Source organism: Streptomyces humicola (assembly GCF_024436035.1).
GTDB classification, from domain to species: domain Bacteria; phylum Actinomycetota; class Actinomycetes; order Streptomycetales; family Streptomycetaceae; genus Streptantibioticus_B; species Streptantibioticus_B humicola.
Map to the genome: position 1 here is coordinate 84,099 of NZ_JANFNG010000010.1, position 18,736 is coordinate 102,834.

Annotated in this window: 15 protein-coding genes and 2 tRNA genes; 14 read left to right on the forward strand and 3 right to left on the reverse strand. The window is 68.7% G+C overall.

The window, feature by feature from the left end:
* Window positions 1-50 precede the first annotated feature (50 nt).
* Window positions 51-395, reverse strand: a complete 345-nt coding sequence (locus NGB36_RS15200) for a VOC family protein (RefSeq protein ID WP_255920804.1) — start codon at window positions 393-395, stop codon at window positions 51-53.
* A gap of 375 nt (window positions 396-770) precedes the next feature.
* Window positions 771-841: transfer RNA gene (locus tag NGB36_RS15205), tRNA-Gly, on the reverse strand.
* Between the two features lie 159 nt (window positions 842-1,000).
* Between NGB36_RS15205 and NGB36_RS15210 the strand changes: the two genes are divergently transcribed.
* The 5 genes from NGB36_RS15210 to clpX all read left to right on the forward strand — a co-directional run bounded on the left by NGB36_RS15210 (window position 1,001) and on the right by clpX (window position 5,838).
* A tRNA-Pro gene (locus NGB36_RS15210) sits at window positions 1,001-1,077 on the forward strand.
* A gap of 221 nt (window positions 1,078-1,298) precedes the next feature.
* Window positions 1,299-2,711, forward strand: coding sequence for a trigger factor (tig, locus tag NGB36_RS15215; RefSeq protein WP_255920805.1), 1,413 nt, complete (start codon window positions 1,299-1,301; stop codon window positions 2,709-2,711).
* Window positions 2,712-3,048: 337 nt separating this feature from the next.
* Window positions 3,049-3,651: an ATP-dependent Clp protease proteolytic subunit gene (locus NGB36_RS15220; RefSeq protein ID WP_255920911.1), complete on the forward strand. Its 603-nt coding sequence runs from the start codon at window positions 3,049-3,051 to the stop codon at window positions 3,649-3,651.
* A gap of 65 nt (window positions 3,652-3,716) precedes the next feature.
* On the forward strand, window positions 3,717-4,400 hold the full coding sequence (locus NGB36_RS15225; protein ID WP_372509447.1) for an ATP-dependent Clp protease proteolytic subunit: 684 nt from the start codon (window positions 3,717-3,719) through the stop codon (window positions 4,398-4,400).
* A 151-nt stretch (window positions 4,401-4,551) separates the two neighbouring features.
* On the forward strand, window positions 4,552-5,838 hold the full coding sequence (gene clpX, locus NGB36_RS15230) for an ATP-dependent Clp protease ATP-binding subunit ClpX (RefSeq protein ID WP_255920806.1): 1,287 nt from the start codon (window positions 4,552-4,554) through the stop codon (window positions 5,836-5,838).
* Between the two features lie 75 nt (window positions 5,839-5,913).
* Here the strand turns inward: clpX and NGB36_RS15235 are convergent, their stop codons facing one another.
* On the reverse strand, window positions 5,914-6,816 hold the full coding sequence (locus NGB36_RS15235) for a hypothetical protein (RefSeq protein ID WP_255920807.1): 903 nt from the start codon (window positions 6,814-6,816) through the stop codon (window positions 5,914-5,916).
* A gap of 145 nt (window positions 6,817-6,961) precedes the next feature.
* Between NGB36_RS15235 and NGB36_RS15240 the strand changes: the two genes are divergently transcribed.
* The 9 genes from NGB36_RS15240 (at window position 6,962) to rodA (ending at window position 18,717) form a co-directional block, all read left to right on the forward strand.
* Window positions 6,962-9,586, forward strand: a complete 2,625-nt coding sequence (locus tag NGB36_RS15240) for a valine--tRNA ligase (RefSeq protein WP_269470206.1) — start codon at window positions 6,962-6,964, stop codon at window positions 9,584-9,586.
* An 81-nt stretch (window positions 9,587-9,667) separates the two neighbouring features.
* Window positions 9,668-11,191: a bifunctional tetrahydrofolate synthase/dihydrofolate synthase gene (folC, locus tag NGB36_RS15245; protein WP_308288856.1), complete on the forward strand. Its 1,524-nt coding sequence runs from the start codon at window positions 9,668-9,670 to the stop codon at window positions 11,189-11,191.
* A gap of 18 nt (window positions 11,192-11,209) precedes the next feature.
* Window positions 11,210-11,590 (forward strand): DUF4233 domain-containing protein, encoded by a 381-nt coding sequence (locus tag NGB36_RS15250; RefSeq protein ID WP_255920809.1) that lies wholly within the window; start codon window positions 11,210-11,212, stop codon window positions 11,588-11,590.
* Between the two features lie 71 nt (window positions 11,591-11,661).
* The gene (gene ndk / locus NGB36_RS15255; protein ID WP_255920810.1) at window positions 11,662-12,075 is read left to right on the forward strand and encodes a nucleoside-diphosphate kinase; all 414 of its coding nucleotides are present in this window, start codon (window positions 11,662-11,664) and stop codon (window positions 12,073-12,075) included.
* Window positions 12,076-12,373: 298 nt separating this feature from the next.
* Window positions 12,374-13,393 (forward strand): rod shape-determining protein, encoded by a 1,020-nt coding sequence (locus tag NGB36_RS15260; protein ID WP_255920811.1) that lies wholly within the window; start codon window positions 12,374-12,376, stop codon window positions 13,391-13,393.
* 131 nt (window positions 13,394-13,524) lie between these two features.
* The gene (gene mreC / locus NGB36_RS15265) at window positions 13,525-14,580 is read left to right on the forward strand and encodes a rod shape-determining protein MreC (RefSeq protein ID WP_255920812.1); all 1,056 of its coding nucleotides are present in this window, start codon (window positions 13,525-13,527) and stop codon (window positions 14,578-14,580) included.
* 3 nt (window positions 14,581-14,583) lie between these two features.
* Window positions 14,584-15,231 carry a rod shape-determining protein MreD gene (gene mreD, locus NGB36_RS15270; RefSeq protein WP_255920813.1) on the forward strand — a complete coding sequence of 216 codons (648 nt, stop codon included), beginning with the start codon at window positions 14,584-14,586 and terminating at the stop codon, window positions 15,229-15,231.
* Window positions 15,232-15,283: 52 nt separating this feature from the next.
* Entirely contained in the window at window positions 15,284-17,506 is a 2,223-nt protein-coding gene (gene mrdA, locus NGB36_RS15275) for a penicillin-binding protein 2 (protein WP_255920814.1), read from the forward strand.
* Between the two features lie 8 nt (window positions 17,507-17,514).
* On the forward strand, window positions 17,515-18,717 hold the full coding sequence (gene rodA / locus NGB36_RS15280) for a rod shape-determining protein RodA (protein WP_255920914.1): 1,203 nt from the start codon (window positions 17,515-17,517) through the stop codon (window positions 18,715-18,717).
* Window positions 18,718-18,736: the final 19 nt, after the last annotated feature.

An 18,736-nucleotide genomic window follows, 5' to 3' on the forward strand; every position in this document is an offset into this window, starting at 1 on the left:
GAATCGTCCCTCTCCCTCTTGCCCGGACCCGGGCGAGGAAGTTCACCCAGTCACGGCTGCTGGCGGAGCCCGATGATGTTGCCGTCCGCATCCTTCACGGAGGCGACCAGCAGGCCGCCGCCGACGTCGTGCGGCTCCTCGTGGGACTCGGCGCCGGCGGCGAGGAGGGCCTGGTGCGCGGCGGCGATGTCGGGCACGTCGCGGAAGCAGACCGGGCCGGTGAGGCCGCGCTCGTGGCCGTCGGGGACGAGGCCGATCTGCTGGCCGTCGAGCTCGAAGCCGACATAGTACGGCGAGTCCGTCGACGGCTCGACGCCGAGGAACGTGCCGAAGAGCGCCTTGGCCTGGGCCAGGTCCTTGACGTGGTAGATGATCACGGTGATGCCACTGCTCATGGCGTAGGTACTCCTGCGTTTCGTGGTGGTCCTGCGGCGGCCTGCGGGTTCCGCCGGTGATCCCACGGTAGGCACAGGGTGCGGGCGGCGGCTTCTCCGATACTGACCGATCAGCCGGTCCGGGCGGCCGCTTCGCGGTCGTCGTCGCTGAGCACGTCGTCCAGCTCGTCCTCGTCCTCGTCCAGCTCCGGCTCCGGGGCGTTGCGTGCTCCCCGTGAGCCGATCCAGATGCAGTGAGCGCCCTCGTCGAGACGTCACGCCAACCGCCAACCGCCAACCGTGGCACGTGTGTGGCACGACTGAGCCCACGACCCCCTCAATGAGCTGGGCCCCAGATCGGCGACCATCTCGCCGACTTGGGGCCCGGCCATGCAGAGCGGGCGACGGGAATCGAACCCGCGTAGCCAGTTTGGAAGACTGGGGCTCTACCATTGAGCTACGCCCGCAACGGCCAGTCATTCTGGCACACCGCATCGTAGCTGATCGATGCGGCCCGCGTCGCCGCCCCCCGTTGCCTCCCGCCCACGCAGAGGGCCCGGGCTGGGCGCCCCCGGGGAATTGGCAGCCGGGACGTGCGGAGCCATGTACTCTACGTGTCGCACTTACGGGGTGTGGCGCAGCTTGGTAGCGCGTCCGCTTTGGGAGCGGAAGGTCGTCGGTTCGAATCCGGCCACCCCGACCATTCGTCCGGCTGCGCCGCGACGGGTCTCCGCGGTGATCTCCACACCGGGGTCAGGTACGGCGTCCGTACCGGTACTATGCAAGCTGCGCCTGTATACGGGGCGACGTAGGGGCGAGAACCCCGAGAAGTACGTCTCGTCGGCCACCGGCACCCTCATCGGTGCCGCTCAGTAGCGCAGGCCGCTACCCAAGCCCCAGATGTCAGCCCAAGGAGACCCAACCGTGAAGAGCGCCGTGGAGAATCTGAACCCGACCCGGGTTCGACTCACCGTCGAGGTGCCCTTCGAGGAGCTCAAGCCCAGCCTCGACGCGGCGTACAAGAAGATCAACCAGCAGGTCACGGTCCCGGGGTTCCGCAAGGGCAAGATCCCCGCGCGCATCATCGACCAGCGGTTCGGCCGGGGCGCGGTACTCGAAGAGGCCATCAACGACGCACTGCCGAAGTTCTACACGGAGGCGGTCAACTCCGGTGAGCTCGACGTCCTCGGCCAGCCCGAGATCGACATCACCGAGTTCAACGACAACGAAGAGCTGAAGTTCACCGCCGAGGTGGACGTCCGCCCGGCGCTGGAAATCCCGGACTACTCCGGCATCGAGGTCACCGTCGACGCCATCGAGGTGTCCGACGAGGACATCGACAAGTCCATCGAGCAGCTGCGCGACCGCTTCGCCTCGACCACGCCGGTCGAGCGGGCCGCCGCCGACGGCGACGTGGTCGTCGTCGACCTGGAGGCCTCCGTCGAGGGCAAGGTCCTGGAGGACGGCGTCGCCAAGGGCATCAGCTACACCATCGGCTCCGGCCAGCTCCTCGACGGCATCGACGAGGCCGTCATCGGGCTGGAGGCCGGCGGCTCGGCCACCTTCTCCTCCGAGCTCAAGGGCGGCTCGGCGGCCGGCAGGACCGCCGAGGTCAAGGTCGACGTCACCGCCGTCCAGGCCCGTGAGCTGCCCGAGCTCGACGACGACTTCGCCCAGCTGGCGAGCGAGTTCGACACCCTCGACGAGCTACGCGCGGACACCGCCAGGCGCCTGGAGCGGATGAAGAAGTACGACCAGGCCACCCAGGCCCAGGAGAAGGTGCTCGACGCCCTTCTGGAGCTCATCGACGTGCCGATGCCGGAGAAGCTCCTCAAGGACGAGATCGAGACCCGCAAGCAGAACCTGGAGCAGCACCAGTTCCCCATGATGGGGCTGACCTGGGAAAGCTTCCTGGAGCGCGAGGGCAAGACCGCCGAGGAGTACGACGCGCAGCTCGAGGAGCAGGCGAAGAAGGGCATCAAGACCCAGTTCGTCCTCGACGAGCTGGTCAAGAAGGAACAGCTCTCCGTGAGCCAGGAGGAGCTCACCGAGCACCTCATGCGCCGCGCCGCCTCCTCGGGCATGAGCCCCGACCAGTTCGCCCAGGCCGTCGTCGAGAGCGGCCAGGTGCCGATGCTCGTGGGCGAGGTGGCCCGCGGCAAGGCCCTCGCGGCCGTCGTGGAGGCCGCCAAGGTCGTCGACAGCAACGGTGACACCGTCGACCTGGAGGATGAGGACGAGGACGGCGAGACCGTAGAGGCCACCTCCGAGGCCGCCGAGGCCGCCGAGGCTCCCGAGCAGTCCGCGGAGGCCGCCGAGGAGACCCCCGAGGTCTGATCCCCGCGCTGCAGCCCGCGCAGATCACCCGAACGGGCCCGGACGCACCCCCGCGTCCGGGCCCGTCACGTTCGGAGCCGGCGCGCCTGCGCTCACAGCGAACAGCTTCGCGTGGGGGATTGCTGGGCCCGACCTGCGCGTTAGGGTCCGTAGTAACGAGGGCAGGGGAGACCCTTGACGGTGCAGACGGTGCCGGAGCACGAGCGGCGACGCACTCGACGTACGTACTCCGCACCCCCCACGCCCGACGAGAAGATTGCGCAGACGGCGCGTCGCCGTCCGACAACGAGCAGGTGGATACGTGACGAATCCGCAGATCCAGACGCCGGGACCTCTGATGCCCACCGCCAACGGCCAGCCGGGCGGCCTCGGCCTCGGGGACCAGGTCTACAACCGACTGCTCGACGAACGCATCATCTTCCTCGGCCAGGCCGTGGACGATGACATCGCCAACCGGATCTGCGCGCAGATGCTGCTGCTCGCCGCCGATCCGGCCAAGGACATCTACCTCTACATCAACTCGCCTGGTGGATCGGTCACCGCCGGCTTCGCGATCTACGACACGATGCAGTACATCAAGAACGACATCGTCACGATCGCGATGGGCCTCGCGGCATCCATGGGCCAGTTCCTGCTGACCGCGGGCACCCCGGGCAAGCGGTTCGCCCTCCCCAACGCCGACATCCTGATGCACCAGGGCTCCGCCGGCCTCGGCGGCTCGGCCTCCGACATCAAGATCCAGGCCGAGCAGCTGCTGCGCACCAAGAAGCGCATGGAGCAGCTGACCGCCCTGCACAGCGGCCAGACCGTGGAGACGATCAACCGCGACGCCGACCGCGACCGCTGGTTCACCGCGGAAGAAGCCAAGGAGTACGGACTCATCGACCAGGTCATGCACACCGCCTCGGACGTACCGGGCGGTGGCGGCACCGGCGCCTGAGGGCCCGCCCCAGGGCAGGCATCCCACGCCCCGATACGCTCCCCCTCCCGCTCACCCTCAGGACGGTGAACTCTCCCATGAACAACCCCACCACGCGCGCTCTCCAGCAGGGCGTGGACGCCAGCGGCTCGCTGGGCGCTGAGTCCCGCTACGTCGTTCCGCGCTTCGTGGAGCGCACGTCCCAGGGCGTGCGCGAGTACGACCCGTACGCCAAGCTCTTCGAGGAGCGGGTGATCTTCCTCGGCGTGCAGATCGACGACGCCTCCGCCAACGACGTCATGGCGCAGCTGCTGTGCCTGGAGTCGATGGACCCGGACCGTGACATCTCGATCTACATCAACTCGCCCGGCGGCTCCTTCACCGCGATGACGGCGATCTACGACACGATGCAGTTCGTCAAGCCGGACATCCAGACCGTCTGCCTCGGTCAGGCCGCCTCCGCCGCCGCGGTGCTGCTCGCCGCCGGTACCCCCGGCAAGCGCATGGCGCTGCCCAACGCCCGGGTGCTCATCCACCAGCCGTACACCGAGACCGGCCGCGCCCAGATCTCCGACCTGGAGATCCAGGCGAACGAGATCGTCCGGATGCGCCGCCAAATGGAGGAGATGCTCGCCAAGCACTCCAACCGGACGCCCGACCAGATCGCCGCCGACGTCGAGCGCGACAAGATCCTCACCGCGGAGGAGTCCTTGTCATACGGCCTGGTCGACCAGATCACGTCGTCGCGCAAGGCATCCGTAGGGGTCTGAGGCCGCTCACCCCTTGGTCCGGCCGTCCCGCAAGTCGAGGTCACGAGTCGGTCCAAGGGGGGCCCGCACGGGGGGCCCGGCAAGGTACCGTCGGAGATTAGGCACCAGGTCCCGTCGAACTGACGGGACCCAGGCGAAGGGGAAGCACCTCGTGGCACGCATCGGTGACGGCGGCGACCTGCTCAAGTGCTCGTTCTGCGGGAAGAGCCAGAAGCAGGTGAAGAAGCTCATCGCAGGGCCTGGCGTGTACATCTGCGACGAGTGCATCGACCTTTGCAACGAGATCATCGAGGAGGAGCTGGCCGAGTCCTCCGAGGTGCGGTGGGAGGACCTGCCGAAGCCGCGCGAGATCTACGAATTCCTCGAGGGGTATGTCGTCGGCCAGGAGCCGGCGAAGAAGGCCCTCTCCGTCGCCGTCTACAACCACTACAAGCGCGTGCAGGCGGGCGAGAACGGCAGCCGCGGCCACGACGACGGCATCGAGCTCGCCAAGTCCAACATCCTGCTGCTGGGCCCCACGGGCTCCGGCAAGACGCTTCTGGCGCAGACCCTCGCCCGCATGCTGAACGTCCCCTTCGCCATCGCCGACGCCACCGCGCTCACCGAGGCGGGCTACGTGGGCGAGGACGTCGAGAACATCCTGCTCAAGCTGATCCAGGCGGCCGACTACGACGTGAAGAAGGCCGAGACGGGGATCATCTACATCGACGAGATCGACAAGGTCGCCCGCAAGAGCGAGAACCCGTCGATCACCCGCGACGTCTCGGGTGAAGGCGTCCAGCAGGCGCTGCTGAAGATCCTGGAGGGCACCACGGCCTCCGTGCCCCCGCAGGGCGGCCGCAAGCACCCGCACCAGGAGTTCATCCAGATCGACACCACGAATGTGCTGTTCATCGTCGGCGGGGCCTTCGCGGGTCTGGAGAAGATCATCGAGTCGCGGGCCGGTGCCAAGGGCATCGGCTTCGGCGCGACGATCCGCTCCAAGCGGGACCTGGACTCGGTCGACCAGTTCGCCGAGATCATGCCGGAGGACCTGGTGAAGTTCGGGATGATCCCGGAGTTCATCGGCCGGCTGCCGGTGATCACCTCCGTCCACAACCTCGACCGCGAGGCGCTGCTGAAGATCCTCGTGGAGCCGCGCAATGCCCTGGTCAAGCAGTACCAGCGCCTCTTCGAGCTCGACGGTGTCGAGCTCGAATTCGAGCGGTCGGCGCTCGAAGCCATCGCCGACCAGGCGATCCTGCGCGGCACCGGGGCCCGCGGGCTGCGGGCGATCATGGAAGAGGTGCTGATGTCGGTGATGTACGAGGTGCCGTCCCGCAAGGACGTGGCCCGCGTCGTGATCACCGAGGACGTCGTGCACTCCAACGTCAACCCCACGCTGGTCCCGCGCAACCGCGGCGGCGAGCAGGGCGAGCGCCACGAGAAGAGCGCGTAAGAAGCACTGGAAGCACGAAAGGGGCGCCCGGATCCCTCCGGGCGCCCCTTAACGCATCCCTACGCCGTCACACCGTCACTTCTTGACGCGGACCTCGCCGCGCAGCTGCGCCGTGGTCTGCGCCCAGTCGGAGACGGACGGCGGCGTCGGCGTGGACGAAGCAGCACCCAGGTTGTCGGGGTCGATGTAGGGAGTCCACATCACCAACGCGACGGTACTGCCGTCGCCCCACGCGCAGATCGGTGTGGCGCCGAGCCCCATGTCCTTCGAACCGCACTTCATCACGCTGCCGTCGAAGCCCGAGGGGTGCTCGTCGGTGGTGGACGACAGGCCGACCGCGGAGAGCAGGGTGGAGACCGCCGTGCCGGGGTCGGAGACATCGCCGTACGCGCCGGCGAGCACCACCTCGTCCGTGCTGTCCTTCCACGCCTGGCTGACCGAGGTGGCGTTCGATATGCCGCGGTCGTTGCCCGTCTGTGTCCCGCCCATCTGCGACGAGATCTTCGACGACATCGAGGAGTCCTGGGTGTACTTGCCGCCCAGCACGCTGCTCGGTGTGGAGAGCTTGTAGGTGCCCTGGTCACTGGAGCTGCCGCCCATGAGGGCGAAGGCGAGGCCGCCGCCCGCGACCACCACGACCGCGGCCGCAATGGCGATGATCTTGCCCGCGTTGCTCTTCTGGACGGGCGGAGGTGGCGGCACCTGCTGACCGCCCCAGCCGGGCTGCTGACCGTACGGCTGCTGGCCGTAGGGGCTCGGGCCCAGCGGTGGCTGCGGCGGCTGGCCCTGGGGCGGCTGTGCGTACGGGTTCGCACCCTGCGGTGGCTGCGGCGGCTGGCCCTGCGGCGGCTGTGCGTACGGGTTCGGCTGCTGAGGGGCACCGCCCTGCGGGTAGCCGTGGCCGTAGCCGGGCTGGGGGCCAGGCTGCGGTGGCTGCTGGCCGCCGTAAGGGCTCGGCGGTGACTGGTTGAAGCTCATAGGGGTGCGTCCTCCCGTTGTTGGCAATGCGGCGCATATCTTTCCGGATCGCATGCCCACGTCAAACGCCGGGTCCTCACTGTTACGAGACCAAAGCGGTTCGAAGACCCGGCCGTGCCGCCTCTAGAATTGCGCCGTGACCGACATGAACCAGCGCCCCCAAGGCGGGGCCAGCAGCAGTCCCGAGCACCTGCCGACCCAGTATGTCCCGGCCGAGGTAGAGGGGAAGCTGTACGAGCGCTGGGTAGAGCGCGGTTACTTCGAGGCCGACGCCAAGAGCGAGAAGCCGCCGTACACCATCGTCATCCCGCCGCCGAACGTCACCGGCAGCCTGCACCTGGGTCACGCCTTCGAGCACACGATCATCGACGCCCTCACCCGCCGCAAGCGGATGCAGGGGTACGAGACGCTGTGGCAGCCCGGCATGGACCACGCCGGCATCGCCACGCAGAACGTCGTCGAGCGGGAGCTCGCAAAGGAGGGCAAGTCCCGCCACGACCTCGGCCGCGAGGCGTTCGTCGAGCGCGTGTGGCAGTGGAAGGCGGAGTCCGGCGGGCAGATCTCCGGTCAGATGCGCCGCCTCGGCGACGGCGTCGACTGGTCGCGTGAGCGCTTCACCATGGACGAGGGCCTCTCCAAGGCAGTCCAGACGATCTTCAAGAAGCTCTACGACGACGAGCTGATCTACCGCGCCGAACGCATCATCAACTGGTGCCCACGCTGCCTGACCGCCATCTCCGACATCGAGGTGGAATACCAGGACGACGACGGTGAGTTGATCTCCATCCGCTACGGTGAGGGGGACACCGCGATCGTCGTCGCGACCACCCGTGCCGAGACGATGCTGGGGGACACCGCGGTCGCCGTCCACCCCGACGACGAGCGCTACGCCCACCTCGTCGGCACCGAGATCGAGCTGCCGCTCACCGGCCGCCGCATCCCGGTCGTCGCGGATGCGCACGTCGACCCGGAGTTCGGCACCGGCGCGGTCAAGGTCACCCCGGCCCACGACCCCAACGACTTCGAGATCGGCCGGCGCCACGGCCTGCCGTCCGTCAACGTGCTCGACGAGCACGGCGTGATCACCGCGCACGGTCCCTTCCAGGGGCTGGACCGCTTCGAGGCGCGCTCGGCCATCGTCGGCGCGCTGCGCGCCGAGGGCCGGATCGTGGCCGAGAAGCGCCCGTATGTCCACTCCGTCGGCCACTGCTCGCGCTGCAAGACCACCATCGAGCCGCGGCTTTCGCTGCAGTGGTGGGTCAAGGTCGGCCCGCTGGCGAAGGCGGCGGGCGACGCCGTGCGCGACGGGCGGGTGAAGATCCACCCCGAGGAGATGGCGAAGCGCTACTTCGACTGGGTCGACAACCTCCACGACTGGTGCATCTCACGCCAGTTGTGGTGGGGCCACCGCATCCCCGTCTGGTACGGGCCGGATGGCGAGGTCGTCTGCGTCGGGCCGGACGAGGAGCCGCCGTCCGGCGAGGGCTGGCACCAGGACACCGATGTGCTCGACACCTGGTTCTCCTCCGGCCTGTGGCCGTTCTCCACGCTCGGCTGGCCGCAGCAGACCGACAGCCTCGCGAAGTTCTACCCCAACTCCGTTCTCGTCACCGGCTACGACATCCTCTTCTTCTGGGTCGCCCGGATGATGATGTTCGGCCTCTACGCGATGGACGGCACACCGCCGTTCCACACCATCGCCCTGCACGGCATGGTCCGCGACCAGTTCGGCAAGAAGATGTCGAAGTCCTTCGGCAATGCGGTCGATCCGCTGGACTGGATGGACGCCTACGGCTCCGACGCGGTCCGCTTCACTCTCGCCCGCGGCGCGAACCCCGGTACCGACGTGCCGATCGGCGAGGACTGGGTCCAGGGCTCGCGCAACTTCGCCAACAAGATCTGGAACGCGACGCGCTTCGCGCTGATGAACGGCGCCACGGTCGAGGGCGAACTGCCGCCTGTGGCCGAGCAGTCGGCGGCCGACCGCTGGGTCCTCTCCCGGCTGAACTCGGTCGTCGCCGAGGTGGACGCCTACTACGACGACTACCAGTTCGCCAAGTTGTCCGACGCGCTCTTCCACTTCGCGTGGGACGAGGTCTTCGACTGGTACGTCGAGCTGTCCAAGACGACGTTCGCGGCGGGCGGCCGTGCGGCGGACGTCTCGCGGCGCGTGCTCGGTGAGGTCCTCGACGTCACGCTGCGGCTGCTCCACCCGATCGTCCCGTTCGTCACCGAGGCGCTGTGGACGGCGCTCACCGGCCGTGAGTCGGTCGTCGTGGCGGACTGGCCGACCGACAACGGCTTCCGCGACGCGGCGGCCGAGGAGGAGATCGCCACCCTCCAGCAGGTGATCACCGAGGTGCGCCGGTTCCGCGCCGACCAGGGTCTCCAGCCCGGCCAGCGCGTCCCGGCCCGCCTCACGCTGGACGGCACGCCGCTCGCCCCGCACGAGGAGGCGATCCGCTCGCTGCTGCGCCTGCAGCCGGCCGGGGAGGGGTTCACCACCACCGCGTCGCTGCCGGTGGCGGGTGCGACCGTCGAGCTCGACCTGTCCGGCGCGATCGACTTCGCGGCCGAACGCAAGCGCCTCGCCAAGGACCTCGCGGCGGCCGAGAAGGAGCTGGCGCAGACCACGGCGAAGCTCGGCAACGAGGGCTTCCTCGCCAAGGCACCGGAGCAGGTGGTGGACAAGATCCGCGGCCGCAAGGCCGCGGCGGAGGCCGAGATCGCCCGGATCACGGCCCAGCTGGACAGGCTCCCGGAGAGCTGAGCACGCCACGGCGAAGGCCCGCGCCTCACCCGCGTCGGGCCTTCGCCGTGGCTGTCAGTGCCGCTCCGTAGACTGGTCACCGTGAGCGAGCGCCCCCGAAACGATGAACCCGTCCCCGACGAGCCCGAGGAGTTCGACGAGATCGTCGCGGCCGAGACCGACCGGGATCCCGATCTCGCGGTGATCGAGGCGGGCAGCCGCACCCTGCGCGCGCAGGCCGCCCCGGCGCCGGGCGACGAGGAGCCGGCCGGGCCCCGCACGCCCGAGGAGGCCCAGGCGCTGCGGGAGGTCGAGGCGGAGCTCGCGACCCGCTGGCCGGAGACGAAGCTCGACCCGTCGCTCGACCGCATCCGCGCGCTGATGGACATCCTCGGCGAGCCGCAGCGCTCGTACCCGTCGATCCACATCACCGGGACCAACGGCAAGACCAGCACCGCTCGCATGATCGAGACGCTGCTGCGCGCCTTCGAGCTGCGCACCGGCCGCTACACCAGCCCGCACGTCCAGTCCGTCACCGAGCGGATCAGCCTCGACGGCGCACCCGTCTCCGTCGAGCGGTTCGTGGAGACCTACCGGGACATCAAGCCGTACATCGAGATGGTGGACGGTTCGCAGCCGCACCGCATGTCGTTCTTCGAAGTGCTCACGGCGATGGCGTTCGGGGCGTTCGCGGACGCGCCGGTCGACGTGGCCGTCGTCGAGGTGGGCATGGGCGGCGTGTGGGACGCGACGAACGTGGTGGACGGCAGCGTCGCGGTCGTCACCCCGGTAGCGCTCGACCACACCGACCGGCTCGGCACCACCCCCGGTGAGATCGCGGGCGAGAAGGCCGGGATCATCAAGATGGACGCGACGGCCGTGCTCGCCCAGCAGCCGGTGGACGCGGCCCAGGTGCTGCTCAAGCGCGCCGTCGAGGTGGACGCGACGGTGGCCCGTGAGGGCATGGAGTTCGGTGTCACCGCCCGCGAGGTCGCGGTGGGCGGGCAGATGCTGACGCTGCGCGGCCTGGGCGGGGAGTACGAGCAGGTCTTCCTGCCGCTGCACGGCGCGCACCAGGCGCACAACGCGGCGGTGGCGCTCGCAGCCGTCGAGGCGTTCTTCGGTGTGGGCTCCACGAAGGCGGCGCGCCCGCTCGACATCGACACGGTGCGTGGTGCGTTCGCCTCGGTCACCTCGCCCGGCCGTCTCGAAGTCGTACGCCGCAGTCCCACCGTCGTCCTGGACGCGGCACACAACCCCGCGGGGGCCCAGGCGGCCGCCGGGGCGGTGCAGGAGGCGTTCGGGTTCACCCATCTGGTGGGTGTGATCGGCCCGAGCTCGGACAAGGACGTGCGCGGGCTCCTCGAAGCCTTCGAGCCGGTCTTCGCGGAGGTCGTGGTGACGCGGAACTCCAGCCACCGTTCGATGGACGTCGACGAGCTGGCGGCGGTCGCCGTCGAGGTCTTCGGTACCGAGCGTGTGCAGGTCGAGCCGCGGCTCGACGACGCGCTGGAGGCTGCGATCACGCTCGCCGAAGAAGAGGGCGAATACGCGGGCGCGGGCGTGCTGGTGGCCGGTTCCGTGATCACCGTCGGAGAGGCCCGGCTGCTGCTGGGCCGGAAGTGACTGGAAGGCGGACGAGCGATGCGGACGCTGTGTGCGAGCACGCTGATCGGTGAGGCCTTCGTCATCGGTCTCGCGGGGCTGGTCGCGATGAATCTCTCGGGTTATTCGACGGCCACCGTTTGGACGGTCAGTGGCGTAGCCATGCTGCTGTGCGTGCTGCTCTGCGCGATGGTCAGCCGCCCGGGCGGGGTCGCGATCGGCTGGGCGCTGCAGATCGGCCTCGTGGCTTCGGGTTTCGTGGTGTCGACAATGTTCTTCCTGGGCGCGGCCTTCGCCGGGCTGTGGTGGGCCGCGGTGCATTACGGTCGAAAGATCGACGAAGTGAAAGCCATGCATGCGAAAGCCATGCATCCGGCCGATGCGGATGATGCGGCTGAGGCAGCACAGACGCACCCCTGATCACCCGCTCAGCTGCGCCCGATAGGGTCAGCACACTTCGGAATGCATTTGCACGTGGCAAGGAGCCGCCCATGAGCCAGCGCACCCTCGTCCTTCTCAAGCCGGACGCCGTCCGGCGTGGCCTGGTCGGTGAAATCCTTGGCCGGATCGAGCGCAAGGCCGGCTGGAGCATCGACGCGCTGGAGCTACGGACGCTCGACCGTGCGACGCTGGAGCAGCACTACGGGGAGCACGTGGGGAAGCCGTTCTACGAGCCGCTCGTGGAGTTCATGGCGTCGGGCCCGACCGTTGCCCTCGTGGTCACGGGGGAACGGGTGATCGAAGGTATGCGGGCACTCGCCGGCCCGACCGACCCGATCGCCGCGGCGCCCGGCAGCATTCGCGGTGATTTCGGGACGATTGTCCGGGAGAATCTCATTCATGCCTCGGACTCCGAAGCTTCAGCCGAGCGTGAGATCAAATTGTTCTTCCCCGAGCTCGGTTGAGCCCTGCCCGGCGTTGGGCTGAATGTCCGTCAGGTTGCGACCCGATGACAGCGGCCCCACGATGGCATATGCCTAGGCAGAATGGGAACCAATCGCTCCGACACGACGTCACCATTACAGGGGACGGCAGTGCGTTCTGCTGACAATGGCCGAGGCGCCCCGCCCGCGGCCCAGCGGTCGCACCTAAGATGAAAGCCTCGCTACGGACCGCTTATCAGCCGTACATATCGCACATCCGTCGTCCCAGTCCCCACCGCTCCAGCTCGGGAAGGCCAGACGTATCCTCATGGCGAACAACATGTCGTTCATCGGCCGTGACATGGCTGTCGACCTCGGCACCGCCAACACGCTGGTGTACGTCAGGGGTCGCGGGATCGTCCTCAACGAGCCGTCGGTCGTCGCCATCAACACCAACACCGGCGGCATCCTGGCGGTCGGCGCCGAAGCCAAGAAGATGATCGGCCGCACACCTGGCAACATCGTGGCGGTCCGCCCGCTCAAGGACGGCGTGATCGCCGACTTCGAGATCACTGAGCGGATGCTCCGCTATTTCATCCTTAAGATCCATAAGCGGCGCTATTTCGCTCGCCCGCGTGTCGTGGTCTGCGTGCCCTCCGGCATCACCGGCGTCGAGCGGCGTGCCGTGATCGAGGCGTCCACCCAGGCCGGCGCCCGCCAAGTGCACATCATCGAGGAGCCGATGGCGGCGGCGATCGGCGCAGGGCTTCCGGTGCACGAGGCCACCGGCAACATGGTGGTCGACATCGGCGGCGGCACCACGGAGGTGGCGGTCATCTCGCTGGGCGGCATCGTCACCGCCCAGTCCATCCGGGTGGCCGGCGACGAGCTGGACAACGCGATCATTCAGCACATCAAGAAGGAGTACAGCCTGCTGCTCGGCGAGCGCACCGCCGAACAAATCAAGATCACGATCGGCTCGGCGCACGACATGGACGGCGACGAACACACCGAGATCCGCGGCCGGGACCTGGTCAGCGGCCTCCCCAAGACGGTCGTCATCTCCGCCGCCGAAGTCCGCAAGGCCATCGAGGAGCCGCTCAATGCGATCGTCGACGCCGTCAAGACCACCCTTGACAAGTGCCCGCCCGAGCTGTCCGGCGACATCATGGACCGCGGCATCGTCCTGACCGGCGGCGGCGCCCAGCTGCGTGGCCTGGACGAACGGCTGCGCAGGGAGACGGGAATGCCCATCCACATCGCCGAGGACCCGCTCGATTCCGTCGCTCTGGGCTCCGGAAAGTGCGTCGAGGAATTCGAGGCGCTCCAGCAGGTGCTGGACGCCCAACCCCGCAGGTGAGCTCCTGGGGTCCGCCGCTCGGGTGACCCGTCACCCCGTGCGGCGGACCGTTTCCCATCCGGTTACGAGATCGCTGACCGGCCACGGCCCCGAAGGCGGCCGGTCCGACGAGGAAGGCACGGCCGCCGCACGTGAGGGACACAAAGGAGAGCCGGCTGCTCTTGGTCCTGCTGGTCGCCATCGCGTTCGCGCTGATCACCGTGGACATCCGCGGTGGCGACGAATCTCCCCTACAAGGCGTCCGCACGGCGGCCGCCTCGGTATTCGGACCGGTGGAGAACGGCGTCGCCGACGCCGTCAACCCGGTCGGCAACGCCATAGCGGCGGTACGGGACTCCGCGTCCCGCCACGACCGCATCGCGGCGCTCGAGCACCAGAACGAACTGCTGAAGCAGCAGCTGGGCAGCAGCACCGTCACCCGCAACCAGGCGACCGAGGTCGACAACCTGCTGCGGATGGCCGGAGCGGGCCAGTACGGGATCAAGGCTGCCCAGGTCATCGCCATAGGAGCCGCCCAGGGCTTCTCCTGGACGGTCACCATCGACGCCGGATCCAACGACGGCATCCAGCGCGACATGACGGTGATCGACGGTGACGGTCTCGTGGGCCGCGTCACCACCGTCGGCCCGTCGAGCTCCACCGTGCTCCTTGCCATCGACCCCCAGTTCACCGTGGGCACCCGTATGGAGAACTCCATGGAGCTGGGCTTCGGCACCGGCCAGGGCGACCGGCCGATCCGCGTCGAGCTGCTCAACGGCCGCGCCAACGTCCACGACGGCGACCGGCTGGTCACCTTCGGCTCGGTGGCGGACAAACCGTTCGTGCCGGGCGTGCCCGTCGGAAAGGTCGTCAGCATCGAACACGGTGGCGGCGGCCTGATGAAGACAGTCGAGGTGCAGCCGTTCGTCAACTTCACCAGCCTCGACATCGTCGGCGTCGTCGTGGTGCCGCCGCGCACCGATCCGCGCGACACCGTCCTGCCGCCGAAGCCGCGGGTCAAGCCCACGCCGACGGTGACGGTCACGGTGAACCCGTCCGCGTCCGCGTCGGCGTCGGCGAGCGCGAGCGCAGGCGGCGCCTCGCCCAACGACATCCCCGGCGCGAGCAGCTCCCCGTCCCCGTCGGAGCCGCCGTCCGCGTCACCGTCACCGTCACCGTCCGACACAAGCAACGGCAACGGAGGCTGAGCGATGCGCGTCAACCGGATCCTGCTCTCCGTCGCCCTGGTCGTCGTGGCGCTCGTGCTGCAGGTCAGCGTGCTCGCCCGGCTCCATCTGCCGGGCGCCGTGCCCGACCTGATGCTGCTCGTCGTCCTCGCCCTCGCCATCACCTACGGCCACGTGGGCGGCGCGCTCGTCGGCTTCGGCGCCGGCCTGCTCGCCGACTTCGCCCCGCCTGCCGACCACGCAGCCGGGCGCTACGCCCTGGTGCTGTGCATCATCGGCTACGCCGCCGGACTGGCCAAGCCCGACATCGGCCAGGTGCGCTCGGCCTCCATGCCGCTGCTCGTGGTCGGGGCCGCCGCGATCGGCTCCACGCTGCTCTACGCGGGCGTCGGGGCCCTCGTCGGCGACACCGCGGCCCGCCATGTGGGCCTCGGCGAGCTGCTGTTCACCGCGGTCGTCTACGACCTGCTGCTGGCGCCGTTCACTGTGCCCTGGATCATGGCGCTCGCCCGGAAGGCGGACAACGATCCGGCGGCCAACGACGCCGCCGGCGGCCTCGGTGCAGGCCCGTACCGGTGGATCACCCCCGGCACCTCCCGCACCGGCCGGATCTCCCGCACCCGCGTCGGCAGCCAGCGCGCTGGCCTACTCAAGGGGGGTAGGAAGCTGTGACCAACGCCCACCCGTCGCCCGCCGCCACCCTCAAAGGAGGCGCTGCGCGCCAATGACCAACATTCCTGAGACCGGCAGGACCCAGCGGGTCACCATCCGGCTCGTCATCATGCAGGTCATCATCGTCTCGATGCTGCTCACCCTCGGCGGGCGGCTGTGGTACCTGCAGATCCGCAACGGTGAGCAGTACACCCAGGAAGCCAACAGCAACAACATCCAGCAGGTCGTCGACCCGGCGGTGCGTGGTTCGATACTGGACGACCACGGCGTGCCCCTCGCCGACAACCAGACCCGGCTCGTCGTCACCGTCAACCGCACCGCCATGATGGGAATGAAGGACGGCGGCAAGGCCGTGCTCACCCGTCTCGCGGGCATCCTCGGCATGACGTACCAGGACGTCGCCGACAAGGTGCGGCTGTGCGACGCGCAGACCCCCAAGCCGTGCTGGAACGGCTCGCCCTACCAGCCCATCCCGGTGACCACCACGGCCACCACCCAGCAGGCGCTGCAGATCATGGAGCGTCGCGAGGCCTTCCCGGGCATCGTGGCGCAGCCGACCGCGGTGCGCCACTACGACGGCCCGGACGGCGTCAACGCGGCCCAGGTGCTCGGCTATCTCTCCCCGGTGACCGACCAGGAGATCACCGCCTCGGAGAAGGACGGCAAACCGACGCTGCAGCGCACCGACGAGGTGGGCCGTGCGGGCCTGGAGAACACCTACGACGCCCAGCTGCGCGGCACCGACGGTGTCACCCGCTACCAGGTCGACAACCTCGGCCGGGTGATCGGCGACGCGGGCGACACCCCAGCCCAGCCCGGCAGCGACGTGGTCACCAGCATCGACGCCAAGGTGCAGGGCATTGTCGAGCAGCAGCTGAACCAGGCTATGCAGGACGCCCGCCACACCTGGGACACCATCACCAACCAGTACTACAAGGCCGACTCGGGCGCTGCCGTGGTGATGGACGTCCACACCGGCCGGATCATCGCCATGGCGAGCGAGCCCACCTACGACCCGAACGAGTGGGTCGGCGGCATCTCCGCCAAGGACTACGCCCAGCTCACCGGCTCGAGCTCCGACTATCCGCTGCTCAACCGCGCCATCCAGGGCCAGTGGGCCCCGGGTTCCACCTTCAAGGTGGTCTCCACCTCGGCGGCCGTGCAGGCCGGCTACGACCCGAAGGCCAACGCCTACCCCTGCACGTCGAGCATGAACATCGGCGGCCAGACCTTCAAGAACTTCGAAGGCGAGAGCGCCGGTGACATCAGCCTGGGCAAGGCGCTGGAGATCTCCTGCGACACCGTCTTCTACGGCCTCGCATACGACCAGTGGCTCAAGGACGGCGGCCTGCACCCGAAGAACCCGAAGGACTGGTTCTACAAGACCGCCCACGAGTTCCACCTCGGCCAGAAGACCGGCGTCGACCTGCCGGGCGAGGTCACCGGTCGGGTCCCGGACCGCCAGTGGAAGATCGACTACTACAAGGCGATGAAGAACATCTGGTGCGCGCAGGCCAAGAGCAACAATCAGGACTACGTCACCAAGATCGCCCGCGAGGACTGCACCGACGGCATGGTGATGCGCGCCGGTGACTCCGTCAACTACGCGATCGGCCAGGGAGACACCCTCGTCACCCCGATACAGGAGGCGATGATCTACTCGGCGCTCGCCAACGGCGGCACGCTCTACCAGCCGACCATCGGCAAGGCGATCGTCAGCGCCGACGGCAAGAACGTCCAGATGATCCAGCCGAAGCCGACCGGCCGGCTGCCCGACACCTCGTCGACGATCTCGTACATCGACCAGGCGCTGCAGGGCGTGATCACCGAGGGCACGGCGGCGTGGAAGTTCGGCGGCTGGCCGCAGGACAAGATCCCGCTCCAAGCCAAGACCGGTACCGCGGAGGTCTACGGCAAGCAGACCACCGGTTGGCTCGCCACCTACTCCAAGGACTACGCGGTCATCATGACCATCGCCCAGGCGGGTACCGGTTCCGGTTCCACCGGCCAGGCGGTGCGCAACATCTACTCGGCGCTGTACGGCGTCCAGTCGAACGGCTCGATCGACCCGAAGAAGGCGATCCTTCCGCACCCGCCGCAGGGCCTGCCGAAGATCGGCCCCGACGGCGTGGTGCAGCAGGCATCCTTCACCCACGCGAGTGACTTCGCCTACCCCAGTGACCCGGAGTCCGCCGTCGGCGGCGTCGTCGTCCTGGCCGCGCTGCCCCCGGACCGCAACGAGAAGCTGCTGCTCGGCCGGAGGTACCAGACATGACCTCGGGCATGACCGGCGTCGGCAGCGGTTACACCGTCCGCCGCTTCACGCCCGAACGCGGCGCCGTGGGCAAGCTGATGGCGCGCGACTCCGTGTTCCGCCGGCTCGACTGGGTGATGCTGTGGGCCTGCATCGCGCTGACGTTCATCGGCTCGCTGCTGGTGTGGTCCGCGACGATCCACCGCACCCAGATCAACCACGGCGATCCGGAGTACTTCCTGATCCGCAATGTGCTCAACGCGGCCATCGGGATAGGGCTCTGCGCCGGGACGATCGTCATCGGCCACCGCAGGGTGCAGTCGATCGTCCCGATCCTCTACGGCCTGTCCATCGTGCTTCTGCTCGCCGTGCTCTCACCGCTCGGCTCGACGGTCAACGGCGCCCACTCCTGGATCGTGCTCGGCGGCGGATTCTCCCTGCAGCCATCGGAGTTCGCCAAGATCACCATCGTGCTGGGCATGGCGATGATTCTTTCCGCACGCGTCGACGCGGGCGACCGGCTCCACCCCGACCACCGCACCGTCATGCAGGCGCTGGGCATCGCCTTGCTGCCGGTCTGCGTCATCCTGCTCATGCCCGACCTGGGGTCGACGATGGTCGTGGCCACCACCATGCTCGGTGTGCTGCTGGCCTCGGGCGCGTCCAACCGCTGGGTGGTCGGGCTGATGGCGGCAGGCACGGCGGGCGCGGTGCTGGTGTGGAAGCTCCACATCCTCAAGCAGTACCAGGTGGACCGCTTCGCGGCCTTCGCCAACCCCGCGCTCGACCCTGCGGGCGTCGGCTACAACACCGCCCAGGCACGCATCGCCATCGGCTCCGGCGGCCTGCTGGGCAAGGGGCTCTTCCACGGCACGCAGACCACAGGCCAGTTCGTGCCCGAGCAGCAGACCGACTTCGTCTTCACCGTCGCCGGCGAGGAGCTCGGATTCGTCGGAGCAGCGCTGATCGTGGTGCTCGTCGGCATCGTGCTGTGGCGGGCCTGCCGGATCGCCCGCAACGCGTCCGACCTGTACAGCACCATCATCGCCGCCGGGATACTCGCCTGGTTCGCCTTCCAGTCGTTCGAGAACATCGGCATGACCCTGGGCATCATGCCGGTCGCGGGCATCCCGCTGCCCTTCGTCTCCTACGGCGGCTCATCGATGTTCGCGGTGTGGATCGGCGTCGGGCTACTGCAGTCCATCCGGATACAGCGCCCCATCTCGGCGTAGCGCGTCACCTCGGCCCTTG

Coding starts and splice junctions, on each gene's coding strand:
- mreD (WP_255920813.1), top strand. CDS start 14,584: ATGCGCGTCAACCGGATCCTGCTCTCCGTCGCCCTGGTCGTCGTGGCG.
- mrdA (WP_255920814.1), top strand. CDS start 15,284: ATGACCAACATTCCTGAGACCGGCAGGACCCAGCGGGTCACCATCCGG.
- NGB36_RS15240 (WP_269470206.1), top strand. CDS start 6,962: ATGAACCAGCGCCCCCAAGGCGGGGCCAGCAGCAGTCCCGAGCACCTG.
- NGB36_RS15200 (WP_255920804.1), bottom strand. CDS start 395: ATGAGCAGTGGCATCACCGTGATCATCTACCACGTCAAGGACCTGGCC.
- NGB36_RS15250 (WP_255920809.1), top strand. CDS start 11,210: ATGCGGACGCTGTGTGCGAGCACGCTGATCGGTGAGGCCTTCGTCATC.
- NGB36_RS15235 (WP_255920807.1), bottom strand. CDS start 6,816: ATGAGCTTCAACCAGTCACCGCCGAGCCCTTACGGCGGCCAGCAGCCA.
- rodA (WP_255920914.1), top strand. CDS start 17,515: ATGACCGGCGTCGGCAGCGGTTACACCGTCCGCCGCTTCACGCCCGAA.
- NGB36_RS15260 (WP_255920811.1), top strand. CDS start 12,374: ATGTCGTTCATCGGCCGTGACATGGCTGTCGACCTCGGCACCGCCAAC.
- ndk (WP_255920810.1), top strand. CDS start 11,662: ATGAGCCAGCGCACCCTCGTCCTTCTCAAGCCGGACGCCGTCCGGCGT.
- NGB36_RS15220 (WP_255920911.1), top strand. CDS start 3,049: ATGCCCACCGCCAACGGCCAGCCGGGCGGCCTCGGCCTCGGGGACCAG.